Origin of the sequence: Pseudomonas sp. (assembly GCF_035512415.1) — a bacterium.
Classification (GTDB): Bacteria; Pseudomonadota; Gammaproteobacteria; order Pseudomonadales; family Pseudomonadaceae; genus Aquipseudomonas.
Genome location: NZ_DATKDZ010000013.1, coordinates 121,764 through 145,395, shown reverse-complemented (window position 1 = coordinate 145,395; position 23,632 = coordinate 121,764). Strand labels below are relative to the sequence as shown.

The following is a 23,632-nucleotide window of genomic DNA, read 5'->3' as shown; positions in this document are numbered from 1 at the left end:
CTCAGCAGAACCAACAGTAAAGGACAACACGAAAACCGCGGTGGCAGCTCTTATTTCCGATCAGCCATCAGTCTGTTTTATGAACCAGAACAATCGAGCCAGGCCACGCATTGCCCTTCAATACCCGGCCTTAAATACCACTTCGCCACCACCCTGCGTGGCCTTCGCTTCCACTCACACTTTCAAGGAGGAAATCGCATGCAAAACCGCTATTACACCCTCGCCCTGCTCGCCCTGGCCCTATGCCTCTCCGCCTGCAGCGGCAATTACAAGTTCAACGATGACGAATACCGCCCGCTGGGCGAACCGCAAGCAGTGAAACGCGGCAACTGACCGCAAGGAGTTAACAACCATGGAACTGGTCTTCGATGTGGTCAGTGCACAGCAGTTCGTGCCAGGTCTATTGACCACCAAAACCTTCAAGCAGGCCGGCGGCATTATTGGGCGGGCGGAGGAGTGCGACTGGGTGATTCCGGATCGCAAGCGCGTGCTGTCCAGCCGGCATGCCGAGGTGAGCTATCGCGATGGCTCGTTCTTTTTGACCGACACCAGCAGCAACGGCATTCAGCTCAAAGACAGCGGTGCCAGCCTGCGTAAGGGTCAGGCGCAGCGTATTGAGCATGGCAGCGTGTATTGCTTCGGCGACTTCGAAATTCGTGCGCGGCTGATTCAGGATCCGGCGATGTTCGCCGGCGATATCGGCCGTGCGCAGCCGGCCGGCAGCATTATCCCGGACGATGCCTTTCTCGATCTGGACCCGCTGACCGCCCTCGATCAGCAGGAGCGCGTCTACGCCCAGGTCGATGATCTGACCGCGATTCTGCACCCGCATAACGTCCAGGCGCAGCAGCGCGACTATGCGCAGATCGATGAAGAAAACCTGCTGGTGCCCGAGCTGGTAATGCCGACGCCCGAGCCGCAGCCCAAGCGTGCACCCGAGCCGGTACGTCTGCCACCGACCTTCTGGGAGAAATTCGGCGAGGCCCTGGGGGTCAAGCTTGATGACCTCGATGACGAGGCCCGCGAAGCCCTGGCCATCCACAGTGCCAAGCTGCTCAAGCAGAGCGTCGGCAGCCTGCAGCAGGCCCTGCGTACCCGCAGCGAGCTAAAGAACGAGCTGCGCCTGGCCCTGACTACCGTACAAAGCGCCGGCAACAACCCGCTCAAGCACACCGCCGACAGCAGTGAAGCGCTGAGCGCCCTGTTGCGTGGCGGCAAGGCTGGGCAACTGAGCGCCGAGCAGACCATCAGCCGCAGCTTCCGTGACCTGCAGGCGCACCAAGTGGCGATGCTCGCTGCCAGCCGCGCGGCAGTCAAAGGCATGTTCGAGCAAATGTCGCCGGAGCAGCTGAGCCTGCGTTTCGAGCGCGAAGGCCGCAAGCCGCTGATCGCCACCGCTGGCAGCCGCTGGCGCGCCTACCGTCGCCTGCACAGCGCGCTGGAGCAAAACGATGACTGGAGCGACCGCCTGTTCGCCCGCGACTTCGCCCACACCTATGAAGAACAGGTTCGCCTGATCGCCACCCTCAACAACGACGTTCAAGGATGATCTCCATGCACCGTTTCACCTGCCTGGCCCTGTTGGCCGCCCTGCTCAGCCTGACTGGCTGCGCGGCACTTTCGCCCTATTCGGATATGACCAAGCTCGACCTGACCCTCAACGGCAGCGATGAGCTCAACCCGGACCTCAATGGCCGCCCTTCGCCGATCGTCCTGCGCCTGATCGAGCTGAAGCACCCGGTGGCCTTTGAAACTGCGGATTTCTTCTCGCTCTATCAGCGCCCGAAAGAAGCCCTTTCGCCGGATATGGTGGTGCTCGAAGAGCTGGAACTGCGCCCGGGCGAGCAACGCGAAATGAAGCTTTCGCTGCAGCCGGGCAGCCGCTATGTCGGCGTGCTGGCCGCCTACCGCGACCTGCCGGAAAGCAACTGGCGCGTGGTGATTCCGCTGCAGGAGCAAGCACGCAACAGCAGCGTGCTGACCCTCGATGCCCTAGGCATCAAAGCCCAGGACGACACTAACAAGGAAGGGAAGTAAGCCATGGCCATGCATAAAGTGGTCTGGCAGGAAGGCATGCTGCTGCGCCCGCAGCACTTCCAGCAGAACGACCGTTACTACGACTACCAGCTGAAAACCCGTACGCAGAAGCTCGACAGCTACGCCTGGGGCTTTTTCGAGCTGGAGATCGACCGCCAGTTCCTCAATATGGGCAAGCTGGTGGTGAGCAAGGCCAGTGGCATTCTGCCGGACGGCACCCTGTTCGATATCGGTGCCGAGCGCGAGCCGCTGGCCCTCGACGTGCCGCCAAACACCGGCAATACCCCGATTTACCTGGCCCTGCCGTTGGTTACTGGTAACCATATCGAGAGCCGTCGCCCCGAGCAGCAGGACGTGCTGGCGCGCTTTACCGCGTTCGATGAGGAAGTCGCCGACTCCAACGCCGGTGATAGCGCCTCCAGCCAGGTCAGCTGCGGCCGCCCGGATTTCCGCCTGCTGCTCGGCGAGCAACAGAGCGACCAGGCCTATGTGAAACTCAAGCTGTGCGATGTGCTCGACACCACGCCGGACGGGGTGATCAGCCTCGACCCGGAATTTATTCCGACCTACGTCAACTTCCAGGCTTCCGGCTATCTGCTCAGCTGCCTCAAGGAAGTGATCAGCATGCTCGCCCACCGTGGCGACATCCTTGCCGAACGGATTCGCGCCACCGGCAAGGTCGGCGGCGCGGAAGTCGGCGACTTTATGATGCTGCAGCTGATCAACCGCTTCGAGCCGGTGCTGCGCCATTACCTGGGCATCGAGCAGGTGCACCCGGAGCAGATCTACCGCGAATTGCTCGGCCTGCTCGGTGAGCTGGCGACCTTCTCCAGCGAGATCAAACGCCCGCGCCTGGAAGGCCGCTACCTGCACAGCGATCAGGGCGTGAGCTTTCGCAAGCTGATGGATGCGATCCGCCAGGTGCTGTCGATGGTGCTCGAACAGCACGCCATCGAGATGCTCCTGCAGCAGCGTCAGTACGGTATCCAGGTGTCGCCCCTGCACGACCACAAGCTGCTCGCCACCTCCACCTTCATCCTCGCCGCCAGCGCCCAGTGCGACTCGGAAGAGCTGCGCAATCGTCTACCGGCGCACCTCAAGGTCGGCCCGGTGGAGCAGATTCGCCAGCTGGTCAACCTGCACCTGCCGGGGATCAAGGTCAAACCCATGCCCGTGGCACCACGGCAGATCCCCTTCCACTCGGGCAAGACCTACTTCGCCCTGGAACTGGGCTCCGAGGAACTGGCGCAGCTGGAGCGCTCCGGCGGCTTCGCTTTCCACGTGTCCGGCGAGTTCACCGGGCTTGAGATGAAATTCTGGGCGATCAGGAACTGATTATGACGACCAAGGAAATGGAATACGGCCAGGACGACAAAACCGTCATCCTCAACCGCAAGGGCGATGCCCCGGCGCACAGTCCGCTGACCGACTTCGCCGCGCCGCCAAAATTCGAGCAGCTGGAAGAGCGGATGATCTACGCCGCACGTCTGCGCCCGGCGGAAACCTTCAATATCAGCCTCAACCCGCTGGTCGCAGCGGCCGCCACCCTGCTCTCGGAAGTGGTGCGCCTCAAGCACAGCTTCGACAGCGAAGACATGCACGCGCTCAACCAGCGCCTGTCCAGCGCCATCAAGCTGTTCGAGCACCGCGCCCTGCATGAAGGCGCGGAAAGCAGCCAGGTGATGGCTGCCCGTTACGTGCTCTGCACCGTGGTCGACGAGGCTGTGGTGACCACGCCCTGGGGCAACGAGAGCGAGTGGTCGCAGATGAGCCTGCTGTCCTCCTTCCACAACGAGACGTTTGGCGGCGAGAAGTTCTTCCAGCTGCTCGAGCGCCTGTCGCGCAACCCGGTCAAGCACCTGCCGATGCTCGAGCTGATGTACCTGTGCCTGTCCCTCGGTTTCGAGGGCAAGTACCGGGTACTGCCGCGCGGCATGCTCGAACTGGAAGCGGTGCGCGACAGCCTCTATCGGCAGATCCGCCAGATGCGCGGCGACGTGCCACGCGAAGTTTCGCCGCACTGGCAGGGCCTGAAGGATACCCGCCGGCGCCTGGTGCGCATCGTGCCCTGGTGGCTGGTGGCGCTGTTTACCCTGGTCTGCCTGGCCGTGATGTACGGCGGTTTCGCCTGGGTGCTGGGCGAACAGCGCGAGACCATTTTGCAGCCGTATGAGCAACTCGACCCGTCCGCGGGTGTCAGCATGGATGATCTGAAATGAAGAGCTTTTTCGGCAAGTTAGCCGCCTTTTTCCGCAAGACCTGGGTCTGGAGCCTGTGCCTGGTATTGGTCCTGGCGCTGCTGGTGTGGTTTGTCGGCCCGCTGCTCGCGGTCAACGATTACAAGTTCTGGGAATCGGCCACCAGCCGCCTGCTGACCATCAGCGGGCTGTTTCTGATCTGGGGCCTGGCCATGGTGTTCGCCAGCTGGAAGGCCACCGCGCGCAAGAAGGCCGAGGAAGACGACGCCGACGCCCAGGAGCGCCTGCGCCGCGAAGGCCTGATCAACGAAGAGCAGATCGAACTGCGCCAGCGCTTCAAGCAGGCGCTGCATACCCTCAAGCGTTCCAGCCTGTACCGCGGCCGTAGCGAGAAGTGGCGCAACGAGCTGCCCTGGTACCTGCTGCTCGGCCCCCAGGGCAGCGGCAAGACCAGCCTGCTGGACTTCTCCGGCCTGGACTTCCCGCTTAACCGCGGCGAGCAGCAGCGCCTGACCAAGGACGTGTCCGGCACCCGTTATGCCGACTGGTATTTCGCCGATCACGCGGTACTGATCGACACCGCCGGGCGCTATCTGAATCAACCCGACCCGGCCATCGACAGCCGCGCCTGGGACTTCCTCCTCGGCCTGCTGCGCCAGCGTCGCGCCCGTCCGCTGAATGGCGTGCTGGTGAATATCCCGGTGGAGATGCTCCAGGGCGGTAGCGAGATCGAGCTGGAAAACCTGGCCCGCCAGACCCGCCAGCGTCTGCAGGATATCCATCAGCGTCTGGGTGCCGATGTACCGGTGTACCTGGTGCTGAGCAAGGCCGACAAGGTGCTGGGCTTCGACGAGTTCTTCGACCAGCTGTCGCGCGAGGAAAGCGATCAGGTGCTCGGTGCCAGCTTCCGCAAGGAACAGAACGCCACCGACGTGCAGGTGATCCGCCAGGAGTTCGAAGAACTGCTGCGTCGCCTCAACAGCCAGGTGATCCTGCGCATGCACCAAGAGCGCGACACCCAGCGCCGCGGTCGCATCCTCGACTTCCCCCATCAGCTCGGCCTGATCGGCGAGCGCCTGTGTCTTTTCAGCGAGCTGGCCTTTAGCGGCAACCGTTATCAGCGCGCCAGCCAGCTGCGCGGCTTCTACCTGACCAGCGCCCCGGAGCTGAACAACCAGCTCGACCCGAGCACCAGCGGCATCGGCCGCAACCTCGGCCTGGCCAGCAGCGCCCTGCCGACCTTCCGCACCGGCCGTGCACGCTTTATCAACCATCTGCTCAGCCGGGTGATCTTCCCGGAAGCGGATCTTGCCGGCCTCGACCAGAAGGAAGTGCGCCGTATCGACTGGGGCCAGCGCGCCATGTACGCCACCGCGCTGGTGGTACTTGGGGTGTTCGGTGTGGTCTGGGCCAGCGGTTTCTCCGGCAACCACGGTCGCCTGGAGCAACTGCGCGAAATCGCCCAGCAACTGACCCAACAACACGGCAGCCTCGGCACCCAGGACGATGCCCTGCAAACCCTCAAGGCCCTCGACAGCAGCTATGCCGCGACCCAGGTGTTCGCGCCGGTGGATGAGGTGTCCTACCTGCAGCGCGGCGGTCTGTATCAGGGTGAAGAGGTCGACCCGACCCTGCAACGCGCCTACCGCGCCGAGCTGGAAAACCTCCTGCTGCCGCGCGTCGGTCGCCAGTTGGAAGCCCAGGTACGGGCCAACCTAGGTGACCGTGAGCGCCTACTCAACAGCCTGCGCGCCTACCTGATGCTCAACCTGGAAGAACGTCGCGATAAGGCCTTCCTGCAGGAATGGCTGGCCGCCGACTGGTCGCTGCGCTACGCCGGCAACAGCGTTGGCCAGCGCGGTCTCAATCAGCACTTCGAGCGTTTGCTGTCCGAGTCGTTCGCGCCCTACTCGCTCAACGCCCCGCTGGTGGCACAGGCGCGCCAGGTGCTGCGCAGCGAATCCCTGGCCAGCGTGGTCTACCGCATGCTCCGCGAACAAGCGCGCAGCCTGCCGGACTATCGCCTGAGCCAGAAACTCGGTCCGCAAGGCGCGTTGTTCGCCGGTAGCGACTACACCATTCCGGGTTTCTACACCCAGGTCGGCTACCAGAAAACCTTCACCGCCAAGGGGGCCGACCTGGTGCGTGACCTGCTGCGCGACAACTGGGTACTCGGCGAAGGCGACACCCTCAGCAGCAACGACCTCGGCCGCCTGCTGGTGGAGATGGAACAGCTGTACTTCCGCGATTACGCCAACTACTGGGGTGAAGCCCTGGCCCAGTTGACCCTGGAACCGATCGGCAACGCCGGCCAGGGTGCCCTGCAACTGGCTGGCCTCACCGCCGCCAACTCGCCGCTGCTGCAACTGCTGGTGGAAGTGCGCGACAACACCCGTTTCAAGGGTCTGGCCGAGGCCGCGGACAGCGCGGGCGACGCCGCCGAAGCGCTGAAAGGGGCCAAGGGTAAGCTGGGCAAGGTCGCCAAACTCGCCGCTGGTGCCGCCGAACAGGCGCAAGCCGCGCTGGTGAAGAACCTGCCAGACACCGCCCGGAAAACCCTGGAGCGGCGCTTCGAACCGCTGCACCGCCTGCTCGATGACAACGGCGGTGCCGGCCCGGAACTGGCGATCACCCTGCAGGCGCTGGATGCCCTGCACCTGCAACTGGCCAGCCTGGCCCACGCCAGCGCCCCGGAACAGGCCGCGTTCGAGCTAGCCAAGGCGCGCATGAGCGGCCGTCGCGATGCCATCAACCAGGTACGCAGCAGCGCCGCACGCCTGCCGCAGCCGGTCGGCAACTGGCTCGGCCTGCTCGCCGAAGACAGCTGGATGCTGGTGCTGGGCGACGCCTATCACTACCTCAATCAGCGCTACAAGAGCGAGCTGTACGCCGCCTATAACGGTTCGCTGAAACAGCGTTATCCGTTCAGCGCGCACAGCGAAAGCGACGTGGCGATTGCCGACTTCCGCGAGTTCTTCAAGGCCCAGGGCATCGCCGAGCGCTTCTTCGACGGCTACCTCAAGCCCTTCGTCAGCGGCAGCGCCGGCCAGTACCAGCTGCGCCGCGTGGATGGCCGCGGGCTGCCGCTGTCGCGCGAGTTCCTGCTGCAGATGAGCCATGTGCAAACCATCCGCCGCAGCTTCTTCGCCGAGAACCCCAACGAGCCGAAAGTGCTGTTCAAGCTCGAACCCTACTCGCTGGATTCCAGCCTGGGCCGCGCCAACTTCCGCTTCGGCAGTGAGCAGATGGAATACCGCCACGGCCCAATCGTGCAGACCGCCTTCAGCTGGCCGGCCGAAGGCAACGAAGGCCGTACCAGCCTGGTGGTCGAAGAGCTCGGCGGGCGCAAGGTGGGTATCGAGAAGAACACCGGCCCCTGGTCGCTGTTCCGCCTGCTCGACCTGATGAGCGTGGACTACCACAGCGGCCGAGATGTGCTGATGCTCAAGGCCGACCTCGGCGGCCTGCGCGCCAACTACTTGCTGCACAGCCAGCGCTCGCCAAACCCCTTCGACATCGGTCTGCTGCGCGGCTTCAAGCTGCCGGCCAAGCTCTGATGACAGAAGTGGCCAACGCCTGGCGCAGCGCCGCGCGCACCGACACCGGCAAGGTGCGTGCGCGCAACGAGGATGCCTTTCTGGCGCAGCCGGAGCAGGGCCTGTGGGTGGTCGCCGATGGCATGGGCGGGCACCAGAACGGGGCCCTGGCCAGCCGTCTGATCGTCGAGTACCTGGCCGAGCCTTGCGAAGGCGACATGCAGCAGCGTCTGAATGAGCTGCGCAAGCGCCTGCACGGCCTCAATCGTCGCCTCGGTCAGGAGCTGACGGTGACCGCCGAGCGCCCGGACCCGGTGATCGGCAGCACAGTCGTGGCGCTGTTGATCGAGGGCGATCGCGCTGCCTGCGTATGGGCCGGCGACAGCCGCTGCTACCTGTGGCGCGGCAGCCGCCTGTATCAGCTCAGCCGCGACCACTCGCTGCTGCAGCAACTGATCGACGAGGAACAGCTCAGCCCGGCCGAAGCCGCCCGCCACCCGGCAGCCCACGCCCTGACCCGCGCCATCGGGGCCAGCGAAGAGCTGAAGCTGGAAGTACTCGAACTGGATGTGCTGCCCGGCGATGCCTTTCTGCTGTGCAGCGATGGCCTCTATCAGGGCCTGTCCGCCGACGCACTGGGGGCCGCACTCAATCTGCCATCGCCGTTGTTGGCGCTCAACCGGCTGTTCCAGCAGGCCCTCGACGGTCCGGCGCGGGACAACCTGAGTGCGGTGGTGATCCGCCGATGAGGAGCCGAGGATGAGTGAACGTCTGCTCGACGACAGCGCGCCGGTTAGCAGCGAGGCCAGCGATCTGACCTATTTCGCCCTCGCCGCCACTGCTGCCAGACCGACACCAAAAGCCACCGCGCAAACGCCGCGGCCGGCGCTCAGCGAACTGCCGGAAGTACTCGGCGGCCGTTACCGCATCGAGCGGCTGATCGGCGTCGGCGGCATGGGTGCGGTGTATCGCGCCCGTGACCTGTTGCGCGAGCAGTTTGGCGACCCCGAGCCCTATGTGGCGCTAAAAACCCTCAGCGACGACTTCGCCGAATACCCCGACGCCAACTCGCTGATGTACAGCGAGTTCGCCCTTACCGCGCGGCTCAACCATCCCCATGTGGTGCGGCTATTCAGCTTCGAGGTGGACGTGCCGAGCCAGCGCGCCTTTCTTATTCTCGAACTGCTCAAGGGCCTGACCCTGGACCAGCTGCTGGCGGAACGGCCCACGGGTTTACCCTGGCCCGAGCTGCAGGGCATCGCCCTGCCGCTGCTCGAGGCCCTGAGCTATTCGCACAGCCTCGGCGTGCTGCACGGCGACCTCAAGCCGAGCAATGTGATGCTCGCCGAAGACGGCCTGCGCCTGTTCGATTATGGTCTCGGCCAACCGGTGGAAGGCCTGCTGCCCGGCCTGCCACGGCTGTGCCGCAACCGCTTCAGCGCCTGGACGCCGCGCTATGCCGCGCTGGAACTGCTCGACGGCGCGCCACTTAGCGCCGCGGCCGATATCTATGCCCTGGCCTGCGTGCTGTATGAACTGGCCAGCGGCCGCCACCCGTTCCGCCGCCTTAGCGCCAAGCAGGCCAAGGCCATGGAACTGGATAAGCAGCTGCAACGCCCGGAGCAACTGCCGGCGCACTGCTGGCCAGCCCTGCGCACCGCCCTGGCCTTCGATGAGGCGCAGCGCAGCTCAGACTGCGCTGAGCTGCTAAGGGTGTTTCGCCGCCCGCCACCCGGGCGCTGGCAACGCTGGCTGGGTCTTGGCCAGTAGCCATACGCGGCATCAATGGATGATCTTTTAACAAGGAAACAAGCATGTTCAACCCGGCCAATGAAACCCACTTCAGCCTGCATATCCAGGGCCTCGAACACGACCTGCAAGTGCTCGAATTCAGCGGCCGCGAGGCGATCAGCCAACCCTATCGCTTCGAGCTGGAGCTGATCAGCGAAAACCCGCAGCTGGATCTGCAGAGCCTGCTGCATCAACCGGCCTTTCTCGCCTTTAGCCCCGACGGGCTGGGGATTCACGGCCTGATCTACCGGGTTGCCCAGGGTGAGGCCGGCAAGCGCCTGACCCGCTACAGCCTCTCCATCGTGCCGCAGTTGAGCTACCTGGCCCACCGCCACAACCAACGCATCTTCCAGCACCTGACGGTGCCGCAGATCGTCGCGACGGTACTGGAAGAACACGGCATCCAGGCCAACGCCTACCAGTTCCAGCTCGGCCCGACTGTCTACCCCAAGCGCGACTACTGCGTGCAGTACGATGAGAGCGATCTGCACTTCGTTCAGCGCCTGTGCGAGGAGGAAGGTATTCACTACCACTTCCAGCACAGCGAGCAGGGCCATGTGCTGATCTTCGGCGACGATCAGAGCGCCTTCGGCAAACTCGGCCAGCCCACCGCCTACCTGCAAGACAACGGCATGACCGCCGACGAGCCGGTGATCAAACGCTTTGCCGTGCGCCTGGAAACCCGCACCAGCCGCACCACCCGCCGCGACTACGACTTCGAACAACCGCGCCTGTTGATGGAAGCCGCCTTCAAGGAAGACCGCGACCCCGAGGCCAAGCCGCTGCCGGATCTGGAGGACTACGACTACCCCGGCCGTTTTGTCGACCGTACTCGCGGCAAACACCTGAGCCAACGCCACCTCGAACGCCACCGCGCCGACTACCGCCTGGCCGAAGGCCGTGGCGATCAGCCGAAACTGCTCAGCGGCCACTTCCTCGAACTCTCCGACCACCCGCGCCAGGACTACAACGACCTCTGGCTGCTGCACGAAGTCATCCACCACGGCAAACAACCGCAAGTGCTGGAAGAATCGGTAACCGACTTCTCCGGCAGCCACCGCGCTTCCTCCCCTCTCCCCCCGGGAGAGGGGCCGGGGGTGAGGGCCGCAGGCAACGCGGACTTCCATCAAGGCTACCGCAACCACTTCACCGCCACCCCCTGGGACATCCCCTACCGCCCACCCCTGGCCCACCCAAAACCCCGCGTGCTGGGCAGCCAGAGCGCCGTGGTCACCGGCCCCGCTGGCGAAGAAATCCACTGCGACGAATACGGCCGGATCAAGGTGCAATTCTTCTGGGATCGTCATGGCCAGGCCGACGACACCACCAGCTGCTGGCTGCGCGTGGCCAACAGCTGGGCCGGTGATGGCTACGGCGGCATCGCCATCCCGCGGATCGGCATGGAAGTGCTGGTGACCTTCCTCGAAGGCGACCCCGACCAGCCGCTGGTCACCGGCTGCCTGTACCACGCCGAGCACGTCGTGCCCTACGACCTACCCGCGAACAAAACCCGCAGCCTGTTCAAGACCCTCAGCAGCCCAGGCGGTGGCGGTTACAACGAACTGCGTATCGAAGACAAGAAAGGGGCCGAGCAGATCTACCTGCACGCCGAGCGCGACTGGGACGAAAACATCGAGCACGACCAGAAAATCCGCGTCGGCAATGAGCGCCACGACACCGTCGAGGCCAACAGCTACACCGAACTCAAAGCCGAAGAGCACCTGACGGTAAAAGCCGAGCGCAAAGTCGAAGTCAAACCCGACGATCACCTCACCGTCGGCCAGAACCAACACATCAAACTCGGCACCGCCCAACTGACCAAAGCCGGCCGTGAGATTCACCTAAAAGCAGGGCAAAAGATGGTCATCGAGGCCGGCACCGAACTGACCCTCAAAGCCGGCGGCAGCTTTATCAAACTCGACCCCGGCGGCATCACCCTCAGCGGCCCGCTGGCCAAAATCAACGCGGGCGGCTCGCCGGGTAAAGGCTCGGGGATCAAGATCAAACCGCCGGTACTGCCGGGGATGGCAGATAGCGATAAGGCGGGGGATGTGTTGGAGCAGACGCAAGGGAACGAACTGATCAGTACGCCAACAAAGCGCAAACGTATGCTCAATTTCTCGGGTTAACAGGGATCAAGCGCGGGCTGTCGTCACGCCTGCAAACAAGGATTAGGGATTCGGAAAATCATGGCAGACAGCAAACCGATCAACTGGGCGTATCCGTTCCCCAGCAAAGAAACGAGTAGCAATCCGCTGCAGTACTTGACCCATATGGCCAAAGCCAAAGACGGCTACTACCCCACCGGCGAGAATGGTCTCTGGCATGGAGGCGTGCATTTCGATGAGGGTACTGCGGCGGTACTCGATCAATCGAGCGTACGCTGTATCGCCGATGGCGAGGTGATTGCCTATCGCATCGACGAAACCTATCCCGTCAGCGAATACACTGAGGCCATCCCGCAAATCAGGCGTGTACCATTTTCCACTGGGTTTGTTCTGGTCAAACATAAGCTTCAACCTCCCCAACCCAACAACGGAACCGCTGCAGCCAGCGAAGAGGCTCCGCCCACACTGACCTTCTATAGCCTGTATATGCACCTGCAGGACTGGGCGAGCTATCAGGCTAAAGCGGACCTTCCGCGACCAGGATTCTGGGAAGCGGCAAGCTACATCGTAAACACCAGGGATCAGGGCCTCAATGTACGTGCTGCGCCCAACACCAACGGCACAGTATTGGCCATGCTGAGCAAAGGTGCGCAGATCACCGTCGGCAGCCCAGAAGGTGATTTCTGTAAATTGCTGAGCATCATAAGCGGCGCAGCCCAACCGGCTCTCACACCGGATAGCGAAGGCAAGCTGCCCGGCTATGTGTCCTTTAGACTGCTTAAAGCTCAGCACGACCCCAAAGACAAGAACAGCGTGGTAGTGCTGCGCCCAGGCACCACCATCAAAGCCGGTGAACTGATAGGTCATTTGGGCACCTACCAGAACCACGCTGGCTCACAGCGGTCTTTGCTGCATCTGGAAGTGTTCAGTTGCGAAGACGTGCCCGGTTTTATTGCTCAAAGTAGTGCTTGGGCAAGCCGGTTACTGAACGATCAGAAGACCCTGCTCAAGATCTACAAAGGTGCCAGCAAGCTAATTGCTCATCGAGACGATATCAACGCGGACAACCCACCTAAGCTCAGTGACGCGGGCAGTCAAATCAGTGTCGATTTGATTATTCCTCAAGCCCTGCTGGAGGGCTTACCCGCTTCAAACAAGATTCAGGTCAAAACACCTGTCGAAGGCAGTACCACACCAAGCACAACTTATTGGTGGCGGCTGGATGGATTGTTCGCCGACGAGAACGGTAATTCCATTGGTGGCTGGCTAGCAGAACAGGACCTGATCACCACTCGCCATAGCCCTTGGGAATGGCCAGACTTCCAATGCATCGAAGACACCGGCACGCCGATCGAGAAACTGGCCTACACCTTCAATGCCCGAGGCATGCTGAGCGATGACGAAAAACAAAACTACCGCGCCCAAATCAGCAAGGCCGACGGCGGCCCCATTCTGGCCATCGCCCGCCTCTACGACATTGTCGACACCGATAAGGACGGCGTATTGACCAGCGCTGAAATCCAAGCAGCGCTGGCCAAACCCTGGCACGCCCAAGTGCTCGGGCAATTGCTCACCAAGTACGAAAGCGAGTGGTTTTGGAACAAGGACAAATGGGATGAGCTTGACCCATTGCTGGCAGAAGAACTTGGAAAACCGAATCCGATTTGGGAAGTGGAAAAGCAACGGATTGAGAAGCTGAGCTGGTGGAAGGAGCTGACGGAGCAGCATGGGATTAGCGGAGATGGAAAAGCGTGGCATTTTAATGCCGTGAGCCTTATTTCTATGCATTCTAATAAGAAGCGCTGCTTTTGCTTTGAACAGGGCATAGTAAATATGTCTTGTCAGCAAGGAGAAGAAGATGTTTCTAAAGATCACTTCGAGCTTTTAGCTACACAGCTAGGTGTCGAACGCGAAGTTTTGCGAGCTATTGCTGTAGCCGAGACAGGTGACAAGGTACCATTTAAAGAATTTGTGGCGGGAGAACAGCACGCACTAATTTTATACGAACGCCACTACATGCGCAGATTGCTTATAAAGGCAGGTTATACGCAAGCTCAGGTTAATCAACTATCAATCGATGAACCAAAAATTGTTCACGCATATGAATCCAACTATGCTTACGGCAGCCTGAACGAACAACATACAAGACTCATTCGGGCACGTGAGTTGAACGAGGACGCCGCAAACATGTCATGTTCCTGGGGCAAGTTTCAAGTCATGGGTGAATACTACAAGCACTTATACAAAACAACTCAGGAGCTAGTCGAAGCACAGAATCATTGTGCCTTGCAACACCTGCAATACTTCAAAGTGTTTTTAACCGATGAAAAGCGCATGCTGAACTCTATGAAAACAAAAGACTGGACAGACATTGCAGAGAAATACAATGGACGAAACCAAGTCGGCTACGACATAAAGATCGAAAATGCTTACAAAAAGCTAAAGGAAAACTGGTAATGAAACATATATTACTTTTCTTGGCACTCCTTACTAACAGCGCAACTTCTTCTCCACTTCAAGAGTGCAGAACAATACAGCCTGGCGCTAACGAAATATTCCAAGAGCTAGCTTACAAGGGAGGGTTAGCGTGCATATACAGCACTATGGAAAGTGACAAATACGTAACCATTAGTTTTTTCGAAGAAACACTAGTCGGCTACAATAGAATTGCAGAAAACAACACACTTATCCAACTTCAAGACATGCAACAAAATCAGACCACCATAGATGCAATAGACGCAAATAGGTTTCAAATTATCTACCAGTACCCAAGAGATACCTATGTGATAGAGCTAGAAAGCTCAGAGCACTCCATAAAAATAGCAAGCATTTATAAAACGATAAAACTAAGCTCGGTAACGATTGAAGAAACACCACTTATGGTAGATTTCTCCGCGAGTGATGAAAAAATCGAAACCATGTCATTTGATACGCTTGACGAAAACCAAGCATTTGGTAAAGAGAGTTTAGAACTAGCATCATCAAGCCTAGAGAAATCAATACCTATTACTACAGAAAAAGCTGTGCTTTTCATTAAACCTGACACCATGCACAAATCAAAATCCTATTTAATAAAAGGTGACCAGGTTATGCTACTGAAAGCAAAAGAAGAGTGGCTACTTATTCGTTACAAAAACAACAAAAACACATCAATAGATCGCTGGATTAAGCTCTCCGACGTATTATAAATGACAACAAGGGGACAGGCCGCGTTTTAAAAGTATAGCGACGGTTCTTTAATCGAGGCCCCAGTTGCCCTGCATGAAGAAAGTTATTAGAGATGAAACATTTTGGGTGTCAACGTACGGCGTGCCATCAGAAAGGTTTAAATAAAAGAAGGAATAAATTAATGAGTGGTAGGATATTTTTTCTTGCTGCACTGTTTTGTTCAGGTTTGGCCCGTGCTGATTTAGGTACAGAAATAAAGCAGCAGCAAGAAATCGAGGCCAGGTTCCAATTCGAACTGGAGAACAAAAGAAATCATCGTTAAAGGCATACAAAGATATTTTTGATTTTGCAAATGAATCAAATCTTAATCGCGATGAGCAGATTAACCGATTAGAGTCAGCAAACGAGATATGGAACGAATTTATTGAGCGCGCTTGTAAGGCCGAGGTACTTGAGATTATTGGCACTAGGGCGGAATACGCGAGTACCTTACAGTGCATAATAAGGAAATATAAGGAAAAGGAATTCTTTTTCAGATCTTTAACTTAGGACATAAGTCCGCGCCTATAAAGCGCGGCCTGACATGAGAGAAAACACCCCGAATATCTATGGCAGCATTAAATACTGTCTCTATTTTCATAACCTTACAGGCACGGGACGATTTATTTACAGAACAAATTGAACGACTCTGCGCTGTCTCCGCCGCTCAGCGAGGAATAGGTATCGATCCAGAACCAACGTGGGCGAAACGCAAAGTCGCTACCTACCAATCGCAGAGCACTCAAAGACGATCTTTCCCCCCAACCCCGAGGGGCTGCTCACTCAAAGATCGCTTTCCTCCACCATCCGAACCACCCCCGCCTCCAGCGCATAGGCCGCATCCGCCAGGTCGTTGTTGACCTGTTCGATTTTCAGCGTGCCGCTGACCCAGAGCGGGGCGTAGATGTCTTCGAGTTCGATGCCTTTGGGGTAGCGCACCAACACCAGCTGGTTGGGTGGCGGTGGTGGGACGTGGATGCAGGCACCGGGGTATGGCACCAGGAAGAACAGGGTGCTGCGCCCGGCGGCATCGGTTTCCAGGGGGACCGGGTAGCCGCCCAGGCGGATCTGTTTACCGTCGAAGGCGGGTACGGTTTTGGTCGAGTACATCACCGCGGGGAGGTCGGCGGTCTGCTGTTTGAGTCCGCCGGGGATATAGAAACCGCTCTCCATTTCCGCGCCTTCGTGGCTGATTTCCGGCATGTTCTCCAGAGCCAGACGGTCTGTTTCCGGCATCAGTTCGAGCCAGTCGGTTTCCGGCAGTTCGGCGCAGGCCAGGCTGCTTATCAGCACAAGGGGCAGCAACAACAGATGGCGCATGAACAGGCTCGCGGTCGCAGAGGGCTGGGGGTCAGTTCTTTTTGATTACGCCGTAGATTACCAGCAATATCATCGCCCCGATCACGGCACCGAGAAAGCCTGCCGCCTGGCCCGGTTGGTAGAGCCCCAGGGCCTGGCCGCCGTAGGTAGCGGCAATGGCACCGCCGATGCCGAGCAGGATGGTCATGATCCAGCCCATGCTGTCATCGCCGGGTTTGAGAAAGCGTGCGATCAGACCCACGATCAGGCCGATAAGAATGGTGCCAATAATGCTCATGCTGAGTCTCTCTGGAGTTGGGATAGGGTGTGCTGCAGTTACCGTTGATCAGACCGTTCAAGCGCCAGGCCGTTCACCCGGATGCCCGGGCTACTCCACGCTGTCCGGCGGGGCCACGCCATAGCGATTGTAGATCAGGGCGATTTCGCCGCTGTCGCGCATCTGCCGCAGTTGCTGTGCCAGCTGGTCGTAGAGCGCCTGCTTCTGGCCCTGATAGAGGCGCAGGGAGGCACCGAAGTAATTGCCGATGGACTGCTCGTAGTGGTAGTCGGCGTAACGGTAGTCGCTGAAGCCGATCTTGTGGAACTGCGCCTCGATGGCCTCGGCATCCAGCACCGCCAGTACATCCAGACGACCCGCGCGGAACATCCCGGCAAGCAGGTAATCGTCGGTGGCCAGGCTCTTGCTCAGCCGGTCGTCGCTGTCGAAGGGTTCAAAATAGGCGGTGCCGCGCTTGGCCCCGATCAGCCGTTCGCGCAGGTCGGCATAGCCGCGCAGGCTGGCTTCCTGGCCGGGCCTGACGATAAAGCGGATGCTTTTGTGCTGAGTACCGATTGCTGGCAGGTAGTGCACATAGGCCGTGCGCTCGGTGGTGAACAGCACCCGCGGCACCAGGTCGATACGCCCGGTCTTGAGGTCTTCCAGGCTGCGCGCGAAGGGCGCATAACGCCATTCGATCCGCGCATCCACGCGCCGGGCCGCGGTATCCAGCACCTCGATCAGCGGCCCGACTGGCAGGGCGTCGAGGGCCTGCATCTCCGGCGGCCGCTCACGGTAATCGGCGCGCAGCAGCTGTTCGGCATGGCAGAGCGGCAGGTACAGCAAAGACAGCAGAAGCAGGTACTTCATGGCGAGGCTCTTGTGTATGGCCGTACGCAAGAGCTTAGCCATGAATCCCGCGTGGGGCTCAGCCTTTGGCGATCAACGCTTCGACCGCGGCGATCTGCCTGCCCAAAGTGGCGCGGTCAGCACAGCGCAGGGTGGCATGACCCACCTTGCGGCCGACCTTGAAGGCCTTGCCGTAGTGGTGCAGATGGCAGTCATCGATGTCGATAACCTGCTCCACCGGCGGAACTACACCGATAAAGTTGAGCATCGCGCTCTCGCCGACCTTGGCGGTCGAACCTAGCGGCAGGCCGGCCACGGCACGCAGGTGGTTCTCGAACTGGCTGCACTCGGCCCCTTCGATGGTCCAGTGCCCGGAGTTGTGCACCCGCGGAGCGATCTCGTTGGCCTTGAGGCCGCCGTCCACTTCGAAGAATTCGAAAGCCAGCACGCCGACGTAGTCGAGCTTGGTCAACACGCGGCTGACGTAATCTTCGGCCAGCGCCTGCAGCGGGTGATCGGTACTGGCGATGGACAGCGCCAGCACGCCGCTGTCGTGGCGGTTGTGCACCAGCGGGTAGAAGCGCGTTTCGCCATCGCGGGCGCGCACCGCCACCAGCGACACTTCGCCGGTGAACGGCACGAAACCTTCGAGAATGCACGGCACGCTGCCCAGTTCGGCAAAGGCACCGACTACATCGGAAGCAGCACGCAGAACCTTCTGGCCCTTGCCGTCGTAACCCAGGGTGCGGGTCTTGAGCACCGCCGGCAGGCCGATGGATACGGCAGCAGCGTCGAGGTCGGCTTGCGCCTGGATATCGGCGAACTCGGGCGTGGGAATGCCCAGGCCCTTGAACATGGATTTTTCGAACCAACGATCGCGGGCGATGCGCAGGGACTCGGCGCAGGGATAGACCGGCACGAACTGGGAGAGAAAGGCCACGGTCTCGGCCGGCACGCTTTCGAACTCGAAGGTCACCAGATCGACTTCATCGGCCAGCTGACGCAGGTGGTCCTGGTCGCCGTAATCGGCGCGGATATGCTCGCCGAGCGCCTGGGCGCAAGCATCCGGGGCCGGATCGAGGAAGGCGAAGTTCATCCCCAGCGGGGTACCCGCCAGGGCCAGCATGCGACCCAGCTGGCCGCCACCTATTACGCCGATCTTCATTACGCGTCCCTCGGGTCCGGATTTTCCAGCACGGTCTCGGTCTGTTCCTGGCGGAACTGCTTGAGGCGCGCGTGGAACTGCGGATGCACGTGGCCGAGGATGCTCGCGGCCAGCAACGCGGCGTTGACCGCGCCAGCCTTGCCGATGGCCAGGGTGGCGACCGGAATACCCGCAGGCATCTGCACGATCGATAGCAGCGAGTCGACACCCGAAAGCACCGCCGACTGCACTGGCACGCCGAGTACCGGCAGGTGGGTCTTGGCCGCACACATGCCCGGCAGATGCGCCGCGCCACCGGCACCGGCGATGATCACCTGGATGCCACGCTCTTCAGCCTGTTCGGCGTACTGGAACAGCAGGTCCGGGGTGCGGTGGGCGGACACCACCTTGACCTCATAGGGAATGCCCAGCTTATCCAGCATCTCGGCGGTGTGGCTAAGGGTGGACCAATCGGACTTGGAGCCCATGATCACGCCAACCAGTGCGCTCATCGTCGTGCCTCTCATTCATGCGCCCGTTGGCGCGACAAAAACCAACAAGCCACGCGGGAGAACCGGCGTGGCTTGTGTGCGACTTATAGCCGGTACAACCGGCGAAAGGCCGCGCAGTATACCGCAAAGCCTGGGCTGGCGAGCATCCCGGGTAACCGTTTGTCGAGGTGGCGGTGCCTGGGCGACCCAGGCGGCCATGACCGGTCACCGCCGCCTGGTTATACTCGGCGCTCCACCACTTACGAAGGACGTCACCATGACAAGGCTGTCACTGCTACTCACTGCAGCACTGTTCACCCTCAACGCCAGCGCCCTCGAGCTGGCCAAGTACCCGCAAGTGTTCGATGCCGGCAAAGGCATCAGCGTTATCGTTGCGCCCAGCAGCGATAGCAAACAGGCGCTGGTCCAGGTCAGCGGCATCAATCACCCACTGGATGAAGTGGTGCTGCTCACCACGATCAAAGACCGTGGCAACGATGAGCTCAGCTACAGCACCACCCTCAATGGCAGCGCCTCCAGCGTGCTGGTCAAGCGTCAGGGCTGGGGTGGCGAGCGCTTCCAGCTGTATCTGCCAGACACCGACGGTTTCGAACTGGGTTTCGACGAAACCAAAAGCAAAGCCGCCAAACCCGCCGCTCTGCTGGCGCTCTACGAGCAGCAGAAGAAACAGGGCATTCAGGACAAGCTGAGCCGCTTCGACCGCGCGCAGCGCGTGGCCGATTTCAGCACGCAACTGCAGCAGATCGACCAGGACGCCTCGAAGAGCTGCGGCACGCCACTGACCACTGCGGTGGATTGGCAAGCCATCGAAGACGACAAACTCCAGCGCCTCGGCGTGCCGAGCTTCTGCGGCGAAGTGGTGCGCCAGATGGCCAGCCTGTGTGAAAACAACGCGGCGTTCAAAGCCCAGGCCGAGCAGCTGAAAACCGTGCAGTGCAGCTTTGACGCCCAACTCAAACTGCGCGAGGGCGATGCCGGCCTGGTGTTCACCACCCACGAAAAAGCGCCCAACCAAGGCGACTTTATCAATGCTTACCTGCGTAATCGCTAAACCCCGCTAAGCCGCAGCGGCGCGGACCACCTCCGGCCGCTGCGATGCCGCGGCATAGTTCTTGCCTTATTCGGGTATTCCGAACTATTGCGGTTATCCCTCAATGTTGCATGCCCACCTGACCACCCTGCATGTGGTGTCGCAGATTCTCGATCTGTTCGCCGAGCAGCCCGCACTGACCGAGCAGCTGCTGGCCGACAGCGGCATCGCCGCGGCCGATCTGGGCTGCGCCGACACCCGCATCACCCGCACCCAGGAATTGCAGGTGTGCGCCAACGCCCTGTTGCTGCGCAACGATCTGGGCCTCGAACTGGGCCGACGCATGCATATCTCGGCCTACGGCATGGTCGGTTACGCCGCCCTCTCCAGTGCCACCTTTGGTGACGCCTGGCGACTGATGCTGCAGTACCCGGCCCTGCTCGGCACCTATTTCAAGCTGGACCTGCAGGTGGAAGGCGAACTGGCCTGGGTCAGTGCCGACGGTTATCGGCATGCTGCCGCCCTGGAAGTGTTCAACCTGGAAATGTGCCTGGCCTCACTCAAACTGATCTGCGACGACCTGCTCGGCCAGCGTCTGGAGCTGAGCGCCGCGCAGTTCCGCTATGCCGAACCGGCCTACAGTGCCCGCTACCCACTGAGCTTCGCCTGCCCGTTGCAGTTCAACGCCCGGCGCAACGCCTTCGCCTTCCCCGCCGCCTGGCTGGACAAGCGCCTGCCCCTGGCCGACCCGGTGACCCACCGCGAAATGCTCGCCCGCTGCCGCAAGCAGAACGCCGAATTCACCACCCGCCAGGCCTGGTTGGCACGGGTGCGCCAGTTGCTGGCCGCGCAACTGACCGCGCCACCGGGGCTGGAACTGCTGGCTCAGCAACTGCACTGCTCGCCGCGCACCCTGCGCCGCCATTTGCAGGAACTGGGCACCCACTACCAAGAGCTGCTCGACGAGCTGCGTTTCGAGCAGGCGAAAACCCTGCTCAGCCAGGAGGACTGGCCGATCTGCCGGATTGCCGAACACCTGGGTTTTAGCGAAACCGCCAGCTTCCGCCACGCCTTCCAACGCTGGAGCGGGGTGCCACCCAGTCGTTTTCGCGCCTAAGCACATAGTGCTGTGACGTAGGGTGGATGACGCTTTATCCATCCACCAAGCCATGGCAAAGCTGGTGGATGAAAAGAGCGCCATCCACCCTACAGGCTGCATCCCTTCAGTCGTAACAGCGATCAAACAGCTCGCCGCTAAAGCGCCTCCCACAAAATGTCACAGCGGCCGCGCAACTTGGCCACTTCGATCCCCTATTGGCCGTTATCAGCGTTCTTGCGCAGCGCCAACCAGGCGAACAATGGCTGCCAGAACAACAAGCCTGGGAGCCACCTGCATGCTGACCTTTTACAGCGACGACCATCACCTGCACCACGGCAGCTGCGAGCTGATCGATGGCCAGCTGATGCCCTGCTTCGAGAAGCCGCAACGCGCCGACCATATCCTTGCGCGGGTCAAGGATCGTCAGCTCGGCGAAGTACGTGCGCCCAAGGATTTCGGCCTTGCGCCAATCGAGCGCATCCACAGCGCCGCCTACCTGGACTTCTTCCAGGGTGCCTGGGATCGCTGGCTGGCACAGAACGGCAGCGGCGACCTGCTGCCCTTTACCTGGCCGGCGCGCACCCTGCGTCAGGTGATCCCCAGGGATCTGCACGGCCAGCTCGGTTATTACAGCTTCGACGGCGGCGCACCGATTACCGCCGGCACCTGGCAGGCGGCTTACAGCGCCGCACAAGTAGCCCTTAGCGCCCAGGCCGAAATCGCCGCCGGTGCCCATAGCGCCTTTGCCCTGTGCCGTCCGCCTGGCCATCACGCCGCCGGCGAGCTGATGGGCGGCTACTGCTACCTGAACAACGCCGCCATCGCCGCCCAGGCTTTTCTCGACCAGGGCAAGCAGCGTGTGGCCATCCTCGATGTCGACTACCACCACGGCAACGGCACTCAGGACATCTTCTATACACGCGGTGATGTGCTGTTCGCCTCGATCCACGGCGACCCAGCCGACGAGTTCCCGTTCTTTCTCGGCTATGCCGACGAGCGCGGCGAAGGGGCCGGCGAGGGCTGCAACTTCAACTACCCGCTGGCCATGGGCAGCCCATGGGAAGTGTGGCGCGCGGCGCTGGATGAAGCCTGCCAACGCATCGCCGAATATGACGCCGAAGTAATCGTGGTGTCGCTGGGCGTGGACACCTTCAAGGACGACCCGATTTCCCAGTTCAAGCTCGACAGCCCGGATTACCTGGCCATGGGCAAGCGCATCGCCGCCCTCGGCAAACCAACCCTGTTTGTTATGGAAGGCGGTTATGCGGTGGAGGCCATCGGCGTCAACGCGGTCAATGTGCTGGAAGGGTTCGAAGCAGCTAACGCATAGGCCGCACGCGCAAAGCGCGGCAGCCAACACACCATCAATAATGATTCAGGGGTGAGACACGATGAACACGATCAAACACCTGCTCGCCGTCGCCATCTGCGGCGCAACCCTGCTGGCCACCGCGGCCCAGGCGCAAACCGAAGGCAAGCCGCGCGAGCTGCGCGTGTATAACTGGGCCGACTATATGCTGCCCTCAGTGCCCAAGGAGTTTCAGGCCAAGAGCGGCATCCAGCTGACCTGGGACGTGTTCGATACCAACGAATCCCTGGAAGCCAAGCTGCTCACCGGCAACTCCGGCTATGACCTAGTGGTGCCGACCAACACCTTCCTCGACACCCAGATCAAGGCCGGGGTGTTCCAGCCCCTGGACAAGAGCAAGCTGCCCAACTGGCAACACCTGGACCCCGGCCTGCTCGAACTGATGACCGCCAACGACCCCGGCAACCAGTACGCCGTGCCCTATATGTACGGCACTGTGCTGATCGGCTTTAACCCGGACAAGGTCAAGGCCGTGCTGGGTGCCGATGCGCCAGTGGACAGCTGGGACCTGATCTTCAAGGAAGAGAACATCAGTAAACTCAAGCAGTGCGGCGTGGCCATGCTCGATTCGCCCGGCGATATCCTGCCTATCGCCCTGCACCATCTGGGCCTCGACCCCAACAGCAGCAAGCCTGAGGACTACGAAAAGGCCAGCGCGCTGATGCTGAAAATCCGTCCCTACGTGGCCTACTTCCACTCCGCCAAGTACATGACCGATATCGCCAACGGCGATATCTGCGTGGCCATCGGCTACTCCGGCAGCTTCTACCAGTTCGCCAACCGCGCCAAGGAAGCCGGCAACGGCGTGGTGGTCGACTGGCGCTTGCCGAAAGAAGGCGCGCCGCTGTGGTACGACTCCTTCGCCATCCCGAAAAGCGCGAAAAACGTCAGTGAGGCCCACGAGTTCCTCAACAACCTTCTCGACCCGAAAGTCGTGGCCCCGATCAGCGATTTTCTCGGCTACCCCAACCCGAACAAGGACGGCATGTCGCTGGTGGGCGCGGAAATCCGCGACAACCCTGGCCTAACCCCAACCGCCGAAGCGCAGAAGACCCTCTACGTGCTGCAACCGCTGCCGCAGAAGATCGAGCGGGTGCGCACCCGGGTGTGGAATACCATCAAGTCGGGTACCTGAAGCAACGCCGATTTAGCTACCTTGTAGGAACGGGGGGGACG

At 60.9% G+C, this 23,632-nt stretch carries 20 protein-coding genes; 15 read left to right on the top strand and 5 right to left on the bottom strand.

Annotated features, from left to right (window positions below):
* Nucleotides 1-198: 198 nt before the first annotated feature.
* The 11 genes from VMP31_RS06270 to VMP31_RS06220 are packed head-to-tail and all read left to right on the top strand — an operon-like array spanning nucleotide 199 to nucleotide 14,858.
* Nucleotides 199-333: a type VI secretion protein gene (locus VMP31_RS06270; RefSeq protein WP_325505184.1), complete on the top strand. Its 135-nt coding sequence runs from the start codon at nucleotides 199-201 to the stop codon at nucleotides 331-333.
* Nucleotides 334-352: 19 nt separating this feature from the next.
* The gene (gene tagH / locus VMP31_RS06265) at nucleotides 353-1,549 is read left to right on the top strand and encodes a type VI secretion system-associated FHA domain protein TagH (RefSeq protein ID WP_325505182.1); all 1,197 of its coding nucleotides are present in this window, start codon (nucleotides 353-355) and stop codon (nucleotides 1,547-1,549) included.
* 5 nt (nucleotides 1,550-1,554) lie between these two features.
* Nucleotides 1,555-2,037, top strand: coding sequence for a type VI secretion system lipoprotein TssJ (tssJ, locus tag VMP31_RS06260; protein WP_325505180.1), 483 nt, complete (start codon nucleotides 1,555-1,557; stop codon nucleotides 2,035-2,037).
* Nucleotides 2,038-2,040: 3 nt separating this feature from the next.
* Entirely contained in the window at nucleotides 2,041-3,372 is a 1,332-nt protein-coding gene (gene tssK / locus VMP31_RS06255; protein WP_325505178.1) for a type VI secretion system baseplate subunit TssK, read from the top strand.
* A gap of 2 nt (nucleotides 3,373-3,374) precedes the next feature.
* The gene (icmH, locus tag VMP31_RS06250) at nucleotides 3,375-4,256 is read left to right on the top strand and encodes a type IVB secretion system protein IcmH/DotU (RefSeq protein ID WP_325505176.1); all 882 of its coding nucleotides are present in this window, start codon (nucleotides 3,375-3,377) and stop codon (nucleotides 4,254-4,256) included.
* The gene (tssM, locus tag VMP31_RS06245; protein WP_325505174.1) at nucleotides 4,253-7,792 is read left to right on the top strand and encodes a type VI secretion system membrane subunit TssM; all 3,540 of its coding nucleotides are present in this window, start codon (nucleotides 4,253-4,255) and stop codon (nucleotides 7,790-7,792) included. Before icmH ends, tssM begins: the two co-directional genes overlap by 4 nt.
* Nucleotides 7,792-8,520 carry a PP2C family serine/threonine-protein phosphatase gene (locus VMP31_RS06240; RefSeq protein ID WP_325505172.1) on the top strand — a complete coding sequence of 243 codons (729 nt, stop codon included), beginning with the start codon at nucleotides 7,792-7,794 and terminating at the stop codon, nucleotides 8,518-8,520. The genes tssM and VMP31_RS06240 overlap by 1 nt, the downstream gene beginning before the upstream one ends.
* A 10-nt stretch (nucleotides 8,521-8,530) precedes the next feature.
* Nucleotides 8,531-9,541: a serine/threonine-protein kinase gene (locus VMP31_RS06235; RefSeq protein ID WP_325505170.1), complete on the top strand. Its 1,011-nt coding sequence runs from the start codon at nucleotides 8,531-8,533 to the stop codon at nucleotides 9,539-9,541.
* A 44-nt stretch (nucleotides 9,542-9,585) separates the two neighbouring features.
* Nucleotides 9,586-11,691, top strand: a complete 2,106-nt coding sequence (tssI, locus tag VMP31_RS06230) for a type VI secretion system tip protein TssI/VgrG (protein ID WP_325505168.1) — start codon at nucleotides 9,586-9,588, stop codon at nucleotides 11,689-11,691.
* A 60-nt stretch (nucleotides 11,692-11,751) separates the two neighbouring features.
* Entirely contained in the window at nucleotides 11,752-14,127 is a 2,376-nt protein-coding gene (locus VMP31_RS06225) for an N-acetylmuramidase domain-containing protein (RefSeq protein ID WP_325505166.1), read from the top strand.
* Nucleotides 14,127-14,858, top strand: coding sequence for a hypothetical protein (locus VMP31_RS06220; RefSeq protein ID WP_325505164.1), 732 nt, complete (start codon nucleotides 14,127-14,129; stop codon nucleotides 14,856-14,858). The genes VMP31_RS06225 and VMP31_RS06220 overlap by 1 nt, the downstream gene beginning before the upstream one ends.
* An 802-nt stretch (nucleotides 14,859-15,660) precedes the next feature.
* On the opposite strand, the gene VMP31_RS06215 is transcribed toward VMP31_RS06220, so the two are convergent.
* The 5 genes from VMP31_RS06215 to purE form a co-directional block, all read right to left on the bottom strand.
* Complete coding sequence (locus tag VMP31_RS06215; RefSeq protein ID WP_325505162.1) at nucleotides 15,661-16,197, bottom strand: DUF3299 domain-containing protein; 537 nt, start codon at nucleotides 16,195-16,197, stop codon at nucleotides 15,661-15,663.
* Nucleotides 16,198-16,228: 31 nt separating this feature from the next.
* Nucleotides 16,229-16,474 (bottom strand): GlsB/YeaQ/YmgE family stress response membrane protein, encoded by a 246-nt coding sequence (locus VMP31_RS06210; protein WP_325505160.1) that lies wholly within the window; start codon nucleotides 16,472-16,474, stop codon nucleotides 16,229-16,231.
* Nucleotides 16,475-16,564: 90 nt separating this feature from the next.
* Nucleotides 16,565-17,323 (bottom strand): ABC transporter substrate-binding protein, encoded by a 759-nt coding sequence (locus tag VMP31_RS06205; protein ID WP_325505158.1) that lies wholly within the window; start codon nucleotides 17,321-17,323, stop codon nucleotides 16,565-16,567.
* A 58-nt stretch (nucleotides 17,324-17,381) separates the two neighbouring features.
* A complete protein-coding gene (locus VMP31_RS06200) occupies nucleotides 17,382-18,467 on the bottom strand; it encodes a 5-(carboxyamino)imidazole ribonucleotide synthase (protein ID WP_325505157.1) in 1,086 nt (361 codons plus the stop codon).
* Nucleotides 18,467-18,958 (bottom strand): 5-(carboxyamino)imidazole ribonucleotide mutase, encoded by a 492-nt coding sequence (purE, locus tag VMP31_RS06195; protein WP_325505155.1) that lies wholly within the window; start codon nucleotides 18,956-18,958, stop codon nucleotides 18,467-18,469. The genes VMP31_RS06200 and purE overlap by 1 nt, the downstream gene beginning before the upstream one ends.
* Before the next feature lie 256 nt (nucleotides 18,959-19,214).
* On the opposite strand from purE, the gene VMP31_RS06190 reads away from it, so the two are divergent.
* From VMP31_RS06190 to VMP31_RS06175, 4 genes are all read left to right on the top strand, one after another.
* Nucleotides 19,215-20,009, top strand: coding sequence for a hypothetical protein (locus VMP31_RS06190; RefSeq protein WP_325505153.1), 795 nt, complete (start codon nucleotides 19,215-19,217; stop codon nucleotides 20,007-20,009).
* Nucleotides 20,010-20,112: 103 nt separating this feature from the next.
* The gene (locus tag VMP31_RS06185) at nucleotides 20,113-21,105 is read left to right on the top strand and encodes an AraC family transcriptional regulator (protein ID WP_325505151.1); all 993 of its coding nucleotides are present in this window, start codon (nucleotides 20,113-20,115) and stop codon (nucleotides 21,103-21,105) included.
* 277 nt (nucleotides 21,106-21,382) lie between these two features.
* Nucleotides 21,383-22,417: a histone deacetylase family protein gene (locus tag VMP31_RS06180; protein ID WP_325505149.1), complete on the top strand. Its 1,035-nt coding sequence runs from the start codon at nucleotides 21,383-21,385 to the stop codon at nucleotides 22,415-22,417.
* A 61-nt stretch (nucleotides 22,418-22,478) separates the two neighbouring features.
* A complete protein-coding gene (locus tag VMP31_RS06175; RefSeq protein ID WP_325505147.1) occupies nucleotides 22,479-23,591 on the top strand; it encodes a polyamine ABC transporter substrate-binding protein in 1,113 nt (370 codons plus the stop codon).
* Nucleotides 23,592-23,632: the final 41 nt, after the last annotated feature.

Coding starts and splice junctions, on each gene's coding strand:
- VMP31_RS06270 (WP_325505184.1), top strand. CDS start 199: ATGCAAAACCGCTATTACACCCTCGCCCTGCTCGCCCTGGCCCTATGC.
- tagH (WP_325505182.1), top strand. CDS start 353: ATGGAACTGGTCTTCGATGTGGTCAGTGCACAGCAGTTCGTGCCAGGT.
- tssJ (WP_325505180.1), top strand. CDS start 1,555: ATGCACCGTTTCACCTGCCTGGCCCTGTTGGCCGCCCTGCTCAGCCTG.
- tssK (WP_325505178.1), top strand. CDS start 2,041: ATGGCCATGCATAAAGTGGTCTGGCAGGAAGGCATGCTGCTGCGCCCG.
- icmH (WP_325505176.1), top strand. CDS start 3,375: ATGACGACCAAGGAAATGGAATACGGCCAGGACGACAAAACCGTCATC.
- tssM (WP_325505174.1), top strand. CDS start 4,253: ATGAAGAGCTTTTTCGGCAAGTTAGCCGCCTTTTTCCGCAAGACCTGG.
- VMP31_RS06240 (WP_325505172.1), top strand. CDS start 7,792: ATGACAGAAGTGGCCAACGCCTGGCGCAGCGCCGCGCGCACCGACACC.
- VMP31_RS06235 (WP_325505170.1), top strand. CDS start 8,531: ATGAGTGAACGTCTGCTCGACGACAGCGCGCCGGTTAGCAGCGAGGCC.
- tssI (WP_325505168.1), top strand. CDS start 9,586: ATGTTCAACCCGGCCAATGAAACCCACTTCAGCCTGCATATCCAGGGC.
- VMP31_RS06225 (WP_325505166.1), top strand. CDS start 11,752: ATGGCAGACAGCAAACCGATCAACTGGGCGTATCCGTTCCCCAGCAAA.
- VMP31_RS06220 (WP_325505164.1), top strand. CDS start 14,127: ATGAAACATATATTACTTTTCTTGGCACTCCTTACTAACAGCGCAACT.
- VMP31_RS06215 (WP_325505162.1), bottom strand. CDS start 16,197: ATGCGCCATCTGTTGTTGCTGCCCCTTGTGCTGATAAGCAGCCTGGCC.
- VMP31_RS06210 (WP_325505160.1), bottom strand. CDS start 16,474: ATGAGCATTATTGGCACCATTCTTATCGGCCTGATCGTGGGTCTGATC.
- VMP31_RS06205 (WP_325505158.1), bottom strand. CDS start 17,323: ATGAAGTACCTGCTTCTGCTGTCTTTGCTGTACCTGCCGCTCTGCCAT.
- VMP31_RS06200 (WP_325505157.1), bottom strand. CDS start 18,467: ATGAAGATCGGCGTAATAGGTGGCGGCCAGCTGGGTCGCATGCTGGCC.
- purE (WP_325505155.1), bottom strand. CDS start 18,958: ATGAGCGCACTGGTTGGCGTGATCATGGGCTCCAAGTCCGATTGGTCC.
- VMP31_RS06190 (WP_325505153.1), top strand. CDS start 19,215: ATGACAAGGCTGTCACTGCTACTCACTGCAGCACTGTTCACCCTCAAC.
- VMP31_RS06185 (WP_325505151.1), top strand. CDS start 20,113: ATGTTGCATGCCCACCTGACCACCCTGCATGTGGTGTCGCAGATTCTC.
- VMP31_RS06180 (WP_325505149.1), top strand. CDS start 21,383: ATGCTGACCTTTTACAGCGACGACCATCACCTGCACCACGGCAGCTGC.
- VMP31_RS06175 (WP_325505147.1), top strand. CDS start 22,479: ATGAACACGATCAAACACCTGCTCGCCGTCGCCATCTGCGGCGCAACC.